General features: G+C 57.6%; 8 protein-coding genes, 2 tRNA genes, 1 rRNA gene and 1 other annotated feature. Of the genes, 2 read left to right on the top strand and 9 right to left on the bottom strand.

Annotation, left to right across the window (positions count from 1 at the left end; translation table 11 throughout):
- Positions 1 to 138: 138 nt before the first annotated feature.
- From FGL86_RS05170 to FGL86_RS05155, 4 genes are all read right to left on the bottom strand, one after another.
- A tRNA-Ala gene (locus FGL86_RS05170) sits at positions 139 to 214 on the bottom strand.
- A gap of 101 nt (positions 215 to 315) precedes the next feature.
- Positions 316 to 392: transfer RNA gene (locus tag FGL86_RS05165), tRNA-Ile, on the bottom strand.
- Between the two features lie 92 nt (positions 393 to 484).
- Positions 485 to 2,022 (bottom strand): 16S ribosomal RNA (locus FGL86_RS05160).
- Positions 2,023 to 2,460: 438 nt separating this feature from the next.
- Positions 2,461 to 3,689 (bottom strand): IS3 family transposase gene (locus FGL86_RS05155; protein ID WP_425468285.1). Its coding sequence is split into 2 segments (ribosomal slippage): positions 2,461 to 3,410 and positions 3,410 to 3,689, totalling 1,230 coding nucleotides; the frame shifts between segments, so codons are not numbered across the junction.
- Positions 3,295 to 3,411 (bottom strand) — a sequence feature (AL1L pseudoknot). (Overlaps the previous gene by 117 nt.)
- 228 nt (positions 3,690 to 3,917) lie before the next feature.
- On the opposite strand from FGL86_RS05155, the gene rloA3 reads away from it, so the two are divergent.
- Positions 3,918 to 4,469, top strand: coding sequence for a retropepsin-like aspartic peptidase RloA3 (rloA3, locus tag FGL86_RS05145; RefSeq protein ID WP_147183595.1), 552 nt, complete (start codon positions 3,918 to 3,920; stop codon positions 4,467 to 4,469).
- Between the two features lie 10 nt (positions 4,470 to 4,479).
- Here rloA3 and FGL86_RS05140 read toward each other — a convergent pair whose 3' ends face one another.
- Positions 4,480 to 4,677: a hypothetical protein gene (locus FGL86_RS05140; protein WP_147183594.1), complete on the bottom strand. Its 198-nt coding sequence runs from the start codon at positions 4,675 to 4,677 to the stop codon at positions 4,480 to 4,482.
- 8 nt (positions 4,678 to 4,685) lie between these two features.
- On the opposite strand from FGL86_RS05140, the gene ybiO reads away from it, so the two are divergent.
- Entirely contained in the window at positions 4,686 to 7,034 is a 2,349-nt protein-coding gene (gene ybiO, locus FGL86_RS05135; RefSeq protein ID WP_147183593.1) for a mechanosensitive channel protein, read from the top strand.
- A 192-nt stretch (positions 7,035 to 7,226) separates the two neighbouring features.
- Here the strand turns inward: ybiO and FGL86_RS18080 are convergent, their stop codons facing one another.
- The 4 genes from FGL86_RS18080 to FGL86_RS05115 all read right to left on the bottom strand — a co-directional run bounded on the left by FGL86_RS18080 (position 7,227) and on the right by FGL86_RS05115 (position 11,838).
- Positions 7,227 to 7,499, bottom strand: a complete 273-nt coding sequence (locus tag FGL86_RS18080; RefSeq protein WP_484266838.1) for a group II intron maturase-specific domain-containing protein — start codon at positions 7,497 to 7,499, stop codon at positions 7,227 to 7,229.
- Positions 7,421 to 8,524 (bottom strand): group II intron reverse transcriptase/maturase, encoded by a 1,104-nt coding sequence (gene ltrA / locus FGL86_RS05130; protein WP_246131731.1) that lies wholly within the window; start codon positions 8,522 to 8,524, stop codon positions 7,421 to 7,423. The genes FGL86_RS18080 and ltrA overlap by 79 nt, the downstream gene beginning before the upstream one ends.
- Positions 8,525 to 9,016: 492 nt before the next feature.
- Positions 9,017 to 10,240, bottom strand: coding sequence for a heme biosynthesis HemY N-terminal domain-containing protein (locus tag FGL86_RS05120; protein WP_147183592.1), 1,224 nt, complete (start codon positions 10,238 to 10,240; stop codon positions 9,017 to 9,019).
- Complete coding sequence (locus FGL86_RS05115; RefSeq protein ID WP_147183591.1) at positions 10,237 to 11,838, bottom strand: uroporphyrinogen-III C-methyltransferase; 1,602 nt, start codon at positions 11,836 to 11,838, stop codon at positions 10,237 to 10,239. The genes FGL86_RS05120 and FGL86_RS05115 overlap by 4 nt, the downstream gene beginning before the upstream one ends.

Here is an 11,838-nt window from a genome sequence, read left to right as displayed (position 1 = left end):
AAAGAAAGAACTTGTCAGCATGATGTGCATTGTTAAAGAGCAGACTGTTCGAAAACAGTGATAATTCCTCGTCGTCGACGCTGCTTGACGAAGCCTTATCACTACTCACGATGGATCGCGATAACCGATGGGGGAGAATGGTGGAGCCAAGCGGGATCGAACCGCTGACCTCCTGCGTGCAAGGCAGGCGCTCTCCCAGCTGAGCTATGGCCCCATCGAATGGTGGGTCTGGGCAGACGCGAAAGACCCCGGCGCCCTCACCCTCCTCTTTATTTCACCCCAGTGGGGGCGCTCTCACCCACTGAGCGAGAAGAGTGGTGGGTCTGGGCAGACTCGAACTGCCGACCTCACCCTTATCAGGGGTGCGCTCTAACCAACTGAGCTACAGACCCGCAGGTCCCGCTGGGCCTATACCCCAACAGTCTTTGCTCTATCTGATCAGGTAATTCAGTGTGGGCACTTGCCGGGCAAGGCGGTCATCGGTTAAGGAGGTGATCCAGCCGCAGGTTCCCCTACGGCTACCTTGTTACGACTTCACCCCAGTCATGAACCACACCGTGGTGATCGCCCTCCTAAGTTAGGCTAACCACTTCTGGTGCAGTCCACTCCCATGGTGTGACGGGCGGTGTGTACAAGGCCCGGGAACGTATTCACCGTGACATTCTGATTCACGATTACTAGCGATTCCGACTTCACGGAGTCGAGTTGCAGACTCCGATCCGGACTGAGGCCGGCTTTCTGGGATTGGCTTCACGTCGCCGCTTCGCAACCCTTTGTACCGGCCATTGTAGCACGTGTGTAGCCCTACCCGTAAGGGCCATGATGACTTGACGTCGTCCCCACCTTCCTCCGGTTTGTCACCGGCAGTCTCCCTAGAGTTCCCGACCGAATCGCTGGCAAATAGGGATAGGGGTTGCGCTCGTTACGGGACTTAACCCAACATTTCACAACACGAGCTGACGACAGCCATGCAGCACCTGTCTCTGCGCTCCCGAAGGCACCCCGAGATCTCTCTCGGGTTCGCAGGATGTCAAGGGTAGGTAAGGTTCTTCGCGTTGCATCGAATTAAACCACATGCTCCACCGCTTGTGCGGGCCCCCGTCAATTCATTTGAGTTTTAACCTTGCGGCCGTACTCCCCAGGCGGTCGACTTATCGCGTTAACTGCGCCACCAAGTCCTCAAGGGACCCAACGGCTAGTCGACATCGTTTACGGCGTGGACTACCAGGGTATCTAATCCTGTTTGCTACCCACGCTTTCGCACCTCAGTGTCAGTGTCAGTCCAGAAGGCCGCCTTCGCCACTGGTATTCCTCCCGATCTCTACGCATTTCACCGCTACACCGGGAATTCCACCTTCCTCTCCTGCACTCTAGCCTGCCCGTTCCGGATGCCATTCCCAGGTTGAGCCCGGGGCTTTCACACCCGGCGTGACACGCCACCTACGCGCGCTTTACGCCCAGTAATTCCGATTAACGCTTGCACCCTCCGTATTACCGCGGCTGCTGGCACGGAGTTAGCCGGTGCTTCTTCTGCGGGTGATGTCGCTCGTGGCGGCTATTAACCACCACGCCTTCTTCCCCGCTGAAAGTGCTTTACAACCCGAGGGCCTTCTTCACACACGCGGCATGGCTGGATCAGGGTTCCCCCCATTGTCCAATATTCCCCACTGCTGCCTCCCGTAGGAGTTCGGGCCGTGTCTCAGTCCCGATGTGGCTGATCATCCTCTCAGACCAGCTACGGATCGTCGCCTTGGTGAGCCGTTACCTCACCAACCAGCTAATCCGACATAGGCTCATCCAATAGTGCGAGGCCAAATGGTCCCCCGCTTTCCCCCGTAGGGCGTATGCGGTATTAGCCTGGGTTTCCCCAGGTTATCCCCCGCTACTGGGTAGATTCCTATGCATTACTCACCCGTCCGCCGCTCGCCACCAGAAAGCAAGCTTTCCGTGCTGCCGCTCGACTTGCATGTGTTAGGCCTGCCGCCAGCGTTCAATCTGAGCCATGATCAAACTCTTCAGTTAAAAGCTTGATAGTCCTTGCCTTCCCCAACGGGAAGAAGCGGACCAATCTCGGTTCAAGTCAAACGTCTCTTGACGAGTCGCTTGTCTTGCATAAGAGATAACACCCCTCACGCCAACAAGCGCCCACATGAATTACCTGATCGATTGTTAAAGAGCAGCTGCTGCAACCAGGGTGGCCTCAGCAGCGGATGCGTACTTTACGACCCCAAACGATAAAATGCAAGGCCTATTTCGAACTTTGCTAAGCCTCGTATTTCAGATCGTCCTCTAACCCCAGTCTAGGCAACGACTGATGCAAAAGCATCTTGACAAAGTGCATGGATCGAAAAGCACCTCAAGTAAGAATACTTATTATTTAAATCTCCGGGAATCGCTTGTTTTAAGGGCCACCGATGATTTTGAACCGCCCCGCGTATCGCGGAGGCCCGTTAGTTTAAGTCACGCTGCCATAGCGGCCTGACTGTTAAGTTGCCGATAGTAGTTTGCCTCAGCTTCTGCCGGCGGGATATACCCCAGTGGCTCCATCAGCCGTTGGTGGTTGAACCAAGATACCCATTCCAGCGTCGCCAGCTCAACGGATTCCATGGATTTCCAGGGGCCGCGCCGGTGGATCAATTCTGCTTTGTACAAGCCGTTGATGGTTTCAGCGAGGGCGTTATCGTAACTGTCGCCTTTGCTGCCTACCGATGGATCGATGCCTGCTTCGGCCAGGCGTTCCGTGTAACGGATCGACACATACTGTGATCCCCTGTCGGAGTGATGAATCAAGTCCTCTGACTTGTCGGGCTGACGGGCGTAGAGTGCCTGCTCCAGAGCATCGAGTACGAAATCCGTGTTCATCGTGCGACTGACGCGCCAACCCACAATATGGCGGGCGAAGACATCCACAACGAAAGCCACATACAACCAGCCTTGCCAAGTGGAAACGTAGGTAAAGTCCGATACCCAGAGCTGGTCCGGACGGTCGGCGACAAACTGCCGGTTGACCCGATCCAGCGGGCACGGCACTGACTGATCCGGGACGGTGGTACGCATCGTCTTGCCGCGACGGGCACCCTGAAGGCCCAGAAATCTCATGAGCCGTTCCACGGTACAGCGGGCCACAGGGATGGCTTCCCGGTTCATCTGCTTCCAGACTTTATCGGCACCATAGACCTTGAGGTTGTCATTCCAGACACGCTTGATATGCGGTATCAAAACCTCGTCGCGCTTGACCCGGTCACTGCGTCGTGCCGGATTGCGCTGCCGGGCCGCATGACGCCGGTAGGCCGACGGGGCAATCTGCAATACTTTGCAGATCGGCTCGACCCCGTAGGTATCCCGATGCTGATCAATGTAGGTGTTTACGACTTCAGCTTGCGGTCGAGCTCCGCCTGGGCGAAAAAAGCGCTGGCCGTGCGAAGGATGTCATTGGCGCGCCGCAATTCCTTATTCTCACGCTCCAGGTCCTTCATGCGTTGTGTCTCGGCGGTGGTTGTTCCAGGGCGCTCACCGATATCGATCTGGGCACGCTTGACCCATTCCAGCAACGTTTGTGGTACACAGCCAATCTTGGGGGCTATAGACTCCACAGCCGCCCACAGCGACGGGTACTCGTCACGATGCTCCTGCACTAGCCGGACAGCGCGCTCTTTAACCTCAGGGGAAAACTTGTTTGACTTGTTCATGGCTCCATTCTCTCAGATGCTGGAGCCTCCTCAAAACCCGGGGCGGTTCAATTTCTCGAATTCAGACCTGTGCCGGTGGTGACTCCAAGTCTCTACATAATTGAACATTAGAATCCTTCTATAAATTTTGAATGATGTCTATCGTCAGTGCCCCTTGCCGTGTGAAGGCAATAATGGAATCATGCGAACGATTTCCACTTAGTCGCTTATTTAAGCCAAGGAGGCAGGATGTCGGCGGGTTTAAGGCGTTTCCTACTAGTTTTCAGCTTACTACTAATAAGCATCACCAACCTTGCCGGCGCTGATGAGCACAAGGTATTCGGCTGGGTCGAAAAGGCTACCATCGAGCCTTGGGGCGTCGAGGTGAAGGCCAAGCTCGATAGCGGTGCTCTGACCTCTTCTCTCGATGCCCGAGACATCGAAAGCTTTGAGAAGAACGGTGAGGAATGGGTTCGCTTTCGTCTAAAACTCGAGGATGAGGCAAACAATGAGCGATTCACGGAAACCGTGGAGCGAAAGGTACAACGTGACCTTACGCTACGCGGCGCCGGCGGCAAATCCCACCGCCCCACGGTGTTAATGAATCTGTGCATTGACGATACCCTTTACGAGGAGGAATTCAGCCTGCGCAGCCGTAAGAAAATGCTGTATCCAGTGCTTTTGGGAAGACGCACTATTTCCCATTTAGGCCTACTCGATGTGGAAAAAACATTTCTGAGCGAGCCAAGCTGCGACGAAAACACGCCAATCGTTCCTTACCAGCCTGAGAAAAATGACTAGGCTCGTATTATTAGACCATTCCTTCCTCAATTGAATTTGATGCGCCAAGCGGCGTTTCTCGCTGCTGGCGCTCATATTTCCCATGACGAACTTCCCTGGTAATAATACAAATTCGTTGTTCGCTGTCCGAGCTTAAAGGCATGGTGGAATGTTTCGGCCTGTCAGCCAGCACAAGCCAGAGCATGAATATCTCACCATCCATCTTCACGTGCATTCATGGAGGCAAGCGTGCCCAAGACACGTTTTATACTTCTGACGACATGGCTGTTGTTAGCTTCGCTGTTTGTCGGCTCTCTGGCCTATGCTCAGCAGAGTAGCCCATCAACCACCGACGCTCCTACCTACTCAACGCTGGCTGATCTCCTGGAAAACGAGCAGTCGCGGGCAAAAATTATCGGTGAGCTGCGTCGACTGGCGGAACAGTCGCCAAACGTAGCCGCTGCCACCCCCACGGTCGAGGCGGCAGAACAGGTTGCTTCCGCGAAAGATGATGCCGGCGAATCCCTGCCCAGACAGGTAGCCGCCGCGACCCGCTATATCGCCGGGGATATCGGCGACCAGGTCACCGATCTTGCCGACCTGATGGCCGATCTGGTCAGCGGTGACGCCAAGAAAGAAGCAGACCGCTTCAACCCCTCGACCTTCACCACCGCCGCCATCAACCTGACCATCGTGATCGTGGCGACCTTTGCCCTGTTCTTCGTCCTTCGTCGCCTGACGCGACGGCTTTATCTGGCGTTGAGCCATTGGTCACGGCATGGCACGGGGCGCACGGAAATTCTGCGCGTCCTCGCCGCCGTTGCCATCGCCGCACTGATTGACGCCGCCATCGTGGGGCTGGCTTATATCGGCGGCAACCTACTAGCCACTTTCGTACTAGGCGAGAGCGGCGAGCTTTCGACCCAGGCCTCGCTGTTTCTCAATGCCTTCCTGGTCATCGAGCTGATCAAGGCCGGGCTACGGATGCTGTTTGCCTCCCGCTACGAAGGCTTGCGACTCCTGACAATTTCCGCCGCCGAAGCCTCCTACTGGAATCGGTGGATGGCACGACTGGTAGGCCTGGTCGGCTATGGCCTGCTGGTAGTGGTACCGCTGATCAATGTCTACCTCTCTACCACTCTCGCCCGAGGCGTCAGCACCCTGATCATCCTGTTCGCTTTTTTCTATGCCATCATTTTTGTTTTCAGAAACCGTTTACGGGTACGTCGTGGTCTCGAGGCCATGGCCAGGCGCGGTACCATGAGCGCTTCCAAGGTGGTGCTTCGGCTACTTGCCCATATCTGGCACTGGCTGGTGATCCTTTATTTTCTGGTCGTGCTGGCACTGACCATGGTGCGTCCCGAGGAAGCCTTGCCTTTCGTTACCCTGGCCACTCTCGAGAGCATGCTGATCATCGGCGCGGGCATACTGCTTTCCAAGCTGCTGACTCAGGTAATCGGGCGATATATCCATCTCCCGGAAAATATCCGTCAGAAGTTTCCGTTGCTCGAGCGTCGACTTAACTCCTACATCCCCAACCTGCTGCGAGTCATTCGAGTATTGATTCTCATCGTCACCATCATGCTGGTAGGCAACGCCTGGAATCTGTTCGACCTGGCCGCCTGGTACGCCTCCGATACGGGACATACCATCATCGGCAAGTTCCTCAGCGTTCTCACTATCATCGTCGTGGCTCTGATGTCCTGGCTGGTGCTGGCCAGCCTTATCGAACATTCACTATACGGCAAGGGTCGCAAAGGCTTGCCTTCCGCCCGCGCCCAGACGCTGCTTGGACTATTTCGCAACGCTCTGGCCATTACCCTCATCACCATGACGACGATGATCGTGCTGTCGGAGATCGGCATCAACATTGGACCGTTGATCGCTGGCGCCGGGGTTCTGGGTCTTGCCATCGGTTTTGGCGCCCAGAAGCTCGTACAGGACATTATCACCGGCATCTTTATTCAGATCGAAAATGCCATGAACACTGGCGACGTGGTAACGGTAGGCGGCATCACCGGCACGGCGGAGCGCCTGAGCATTCGCTCCGTGGGTATTCGCGACCTCAATGGCACCTACCATATCGTGCCGTTCTCGAGCGTCGATACCGTCTCCAACTACATGCGGGAATTCGCCTATCACGTGGGCGAGTATCGTATCGCCTACCGCGAAAATATCGACGAAGCCATCGTGCGGCTAAGGGAAGCTTTCGACGAGCTTGCCAATGAAGAGGAGTACAAGAAAGATATTCTCGACGCGCTGGAGGTTTCCGGCGTCGTCGCCTTGGCGGATAGCTCCGTCAACATTCGTGTGCGCATCATGACCACACCGGGCAATCAGTGGGCAATCGGGCGCGCCTACAATCGCCTGGTCAAGATGCATTTCGAAGCGGCGGGTATCACCATCCCCTATCCTCAATCCACGCTGTATTTTGGTGAGGACAAGGAAGGCAAGGCCGCTCCCGCGCGAGTGCGAATCACTTCTCGGCCACGACCAAGTCACGAGGACGACAAGGACTACAGCGAGGACCCCAGATCCCAGCCCAACCCCAAGTTCAAAGGCGATTTCCCCGATCCCGACGAATAAAAACCTGAATCAGATTCTTTGCTCTACACATTTCAGGCTGCCCGCGGGCAGCCTTTTTATCCTGAAGTGCCGATAGGGCGGAAACACAGAGCAAAAAGAACAGAATATCGGGATAGGGGGGAACCATGAGGCTCCGCCCCTCCCACACCACCCGGCATGCGGGTCCGCACCGGGCGGTTCGAGAAGTTGAGGTTATGAGAGTCTTGGCACACCCCGCCGATCGAAGTAGGCAACCGTCAACACGTTGTGGATAGCAGACAGACTGTTGTGCCACCAGCGCCGGCTCAGAGCCGCTACCGATTGTGCCACCCAGGGATCCGCGCCCATGCGCACCAGCTCCCGATAGATCGTCTTGCCCCGTCGCCACTGCTTGAGCTGCATGGCTCTCAAGCGCCGGCGTATCCACGCATCCAGCGAGCGCCAGATACGGGGGGGGTCTGCGACAGCTTGAAGTAGCCTTTCCATCCCAGTAGATAGCTCCGGAGTTTCTCCACCCCTTGCTCAATGCTGCGCCCTCCAGACCGTCGGGGCAGTTGCCTGACCCGCAGCTTGAACGCTTGCAACGCCTGCGCAGCGACCCCGCGGCGAACGTCGCCGTTCGGACCCTGCCATAGCGTATAGCCAAGGAACTTGCGGCCAACCCCGCTCGTCACTGCACTCTTGGCTTCATTGATCACCAAGCGCAGTTTGTCGTAGCAGCGCCGTAGCAACAGCATCACCCGCTCTCCTGCCTGCTGACTGCGCACGTAAACGTTGCAGTCATCGGCGTCTCGGGCAAAGCAATGTCCCCGGCGTTCCAGCGCTCTATCCCCCTCGTCCAGCAGGACATTGGCCAACAACGGTGACAGCGGCCCGCCTTGTGGCGTGCCCTCGTGCCGATCCATGACCATGCCTCCCTCCATGATGCCCGCGTTCAAATACGCACGAACCAGCCGGATAACTCCGCGGTTGTTTACGCGCTTCCTCAGGCGGTCGATCAGGATGTCGTGATTGACGCGATCAAAGACCTTCGACAGATCCACGTCCACCCCAATGTGACGGCCTTGCTGGACATATCGCTGTGCGGCCAGAACGGCATCGTGGGCTCGGCGACCCGGGCGAAAGCCGTAGCGGTGCTCGCTGAAGATGGGATCAATCAGGGGTTGCAGCACTTGCAGCAGTGCTTGTTGAATCAGACGGTCGGTGACGGTGGGTATGCCCAGTTCCCGTTCACTGCCGTTCGGTTTCGGGATGCCTACCCGACGAACAGGTTGTGGCCGACAGGATCCGTCCAGCAGTTGCTGGCGAACCGTCGGCCACGTCCATCGCAGGTATTCAGCGGGCTGGGCAATGTCCAGCCCGTCAACACCCGCCGACCCTTTGTTGGCCTTTACGCGCTTCCATGCCCGTTGCATATTCTCTCGTGCGAACGCCTGCTCCAGCAGGTTTCGCCCTGCGCCTTCCGATTCTCGTCGCGGGAGTCCTGTTTCATCGCTGATCGCACCCGACAAGGTTTCACCTTCCCGTGTTGCGACCCGCCCCGCCAAGGCGGACGTCTGATGCCTTACAGTGCTCATCGTCAAGTCGTTTGACGCGCCTTCTCGTTCGGCCCTTCGCTCCATGATGGCAGCTACTATGGCCTCTGCTGACTTCTCGCTCCGTGTTGCCACGTCGCCCTTTCAGGCATGAGGCGAGATCTCCCCGGGTAAGAACACACTCCTTCACCGCACAACCGCCGGATATACACCACCTCGCTTTGGCCACAAGAGCTTCGCGACTTCTTGCCCGCTCACCCTGCTTGGCAGTGCCTCATATCCGATTCTTGTTCATCGGCTCACGGTTTACGCTCCACGCTTCCTCCCCACGGTCGGTCGCCCTTCCGCCGTTGCACTTCACTTCGTTCGCTGTGGCCAGCTTACGGGAGGACTTGCACCTCCAGGAGTGCGCCCGTGCCGGGCGCACAAAAAAAGGCGCCTCGAAGGCGCCCAGGAGAGCAAATCGGATCAGCGGTTATCGTCGCTGGGTTGCGGCAGCGCCGGCAGTGACTTGTCGAGCAGCTCCACACTCTGGCGATAGTAGAGCTGGCTCTTGTTGTGTTCACCCAGATTAGCGTAAAGCCTGGCCAACTCGGCGCAAACCACACCGCTGGGGCGCTGACGCTGGCTGGATTCGAAGTATTCCTGTGCCTTGCCCCAATAGGCATTACGTAGAGACAAGCGACCAAGAGTCAACAGCAGATCCGGATCGTTGGGACGCTCCTGAAGCCACTTCTCCGCATAGACCAGCTGGCGGGCCGGATCGACGCTGAGTAGCCCGTAGCGTAATACCAGACGCGTATCCCAATGCTCCTTGAGCGTATGACGCAATAAACGTTCAGCAATGCCCTCCTCGCCACCGCGCACCAATGCCTCGGTGTATAGCACTACCAGTTCCACATTCGTACGCAGGTGATCCGGCATATCCGCCCAGAGATTACGCACCCGCTCCACGTCATCCGGGTTGCGCCCGGCCTGAAGAATCAGTTCGCGATAGGCGCGCTGCTCCAGCTCGCGGCGCTCTTCGTCAGCGATCAACTGCTGGTTGGCCAGCCGCGGCAGTAGCCGGCGCAGACCGTCCCAATCGTTGACGCTGAGATAGGCCTGCTTGAGCTGCTTGAGCACCTGCGGATGATCCGGCAGCTGCTTGTCCAGGCGAGTCAGGGTCGCTATGGCCTCTTCGTACTGCTGGCGGTCGAGCATCAGCTGCGCCTGCATCATGCCTACTGCTGTATCCGCCCCTTGAGTACTCATGTGAGCACGCTTGAGCAAGGTATCCGCCTGGTCGTAGCGACCCTGATAATGGGCTGCCAGCGCTGCGGATAAATAGTTGACCAAGGGCGTACTGGAATCGTCCGCGGCCTTGACAAGCGATTTCTCGGCGCGTTTCCAGCGGCCTTCCGACATTGCCACCAGACCGCGCACGGTACGACGCATGGCATTGCGATTGCGATTACGGCTGTTCCACAGCTTGAGACGACCCACCGGATGGCGCAGACGAGCCAGTACGCGCAGCAAGAAATGCAGAATAAAGAAGACCGCCAGCAGAAGAATCAACCCAAACCAGAACGATGTCTGGAACGACCGATCTCCGACTCGCACCAACCAGTAGCCGGGAACGGTCTGCATCAGCTGACCGAACAGAGCGCCAATCGCCAGACCCAAGACGATAAGCAGAATCAGCTTTCTCATGGCTTATCTCCCTGGCCCGCTTGGGATGCCTGCCCTTGATTACCCTGCGATTCAAATCGTTTTTCGATGAACCGCGACAAGGCCTGCTGCGAGCCGCTGATATCCGGAAGTTCGGGACGAACCGCCTTGTCTTTCAGCTCGTTCAAACGTTCGAGAGCGGAACTGACCGCATCCTTGTCCGTGGCGTAATAACGATTCACCAAGGTAATCGCACTCTCGATGCTGGCTTCGTAAAGTTCCTCGTTTTCGTCGAGCAGCGCTAGCTGCGCCTGCTCCAGCTTCAATCGCACATTTTGGCGCAAATAACCTTCCTGATCCGGCGCGATCATGGCCTCCAACGCTTCATCATGACGCCGCACGGTCACCAGATCCTTCAGCTCGTTACCGAATTGAGAAAGCTGCTGCTTCCAGGAGCCGGTTGGCGGCGCCTCCTCGGCTTCCGGCGCTGGCATCTGATCGATGTCCTGCTTGAGCGGCAGCTTGGCCAGTTGCTCCTGCTGGGCGTCCAGCGCCAGATAGATTCCCGTGCGGTCGATTTCGGGAACGGAATCCAGCGCCGCCAGCTCGGAGGAAATCTCACGGCGAACCGCGGTCAGCGCCGGATTGTCCGCTTCTTGCAGACGCTTGTCTGCGGTACGCAGCAAAGCAGCCGACCCCTGAACGTCGCCTTCCAGCTCCAGGCGTTGATTGGCCAGGCGCAGCAGATAGGCGGCTTCCGCGTGCAGCCATTCCCGCTCATCCGGCTCCTGCTCCTTGGAAAGCTCCTCAAGCACCTTGTCCAGGGTGTCATTGACCTCACCGCGATAGTCTTCGAAGCCTTGACGTATATCGCTCAACGCCTGCTGACGCTGATTCGCCATGTCGTCTAGCTGTGACTGCAAGGAAGACAGGGTGTCTGCGTTGCGCTGCGCCAGCTCGGTCCCATCCGCGGCGTCGACCAGACTTTGCTGCTGCTGGCTCAGCCGCTGATTCAACTGCTGCCAGCCCCACCAGCCGGCGAGCAACACCCCGATTGCCAGCAGAATTACCAGCACCAAGGCGATGATGCCGGCCTTGCCACCTCCGCTACCCCCGCTTTGCGCGACGGTATTACGCGAAGGCGGAGGCGCACCGCCAATAGAGGATTTACCGGAAGCACCGGCGGTAGCGTCACCGCTGCTTTTTCCGGTGTCTGGCCTGGAGGAAGGCACGGAAGCGCTGGTCTTGGCCGGCGCACCTGCAGAAGCCGCTGGCGTAGATTTACTTTCATCCTTGGCGGTGGGGGACGAGGGGCTAATCGCATCCGCAGCAGCAGATTTATTTTGACCAGACTTATCCTGACCGGGCCTGTCCAGACCGGCTTCGGACTGCCCCGACAGGGGGGAGCCGGTTTTCTCCAACTGACTGGAGCGATCCTGATGGCTGGGCTTGCCGCCACGGCGCCCTCGGGATCGAGGGCGAGAGTCCTTGCTAGAGCTAGCCTTGCCTGACTCGTCCCGCGTCTTTTCGTGCGCTGCCTGGGCTGGCCGAGGCACGGAGTTTTCCGTCGCCGGTTGTGATTGACCGGCGTCGCTAGATGACGCCCGCTGTTCGTCCTGATCGTGTTGTTGCTTGCTCAT

It is taken from the genome of Pistricoccus aurantiacus, assembly GCF_007954585.1.
Classification (GTDB): domain Bacteria; phylum Pseudomonadota; class Gammaproteobacteria; order Pseudomonadales; family Halomonadaceae; genus Pistricoccus; species Pistricoccus aurantiacus.
Note: the sequence above shows the minus strand (reverse complement) of the source record. Positions and strands in the feature narration are given on the sequence as shown.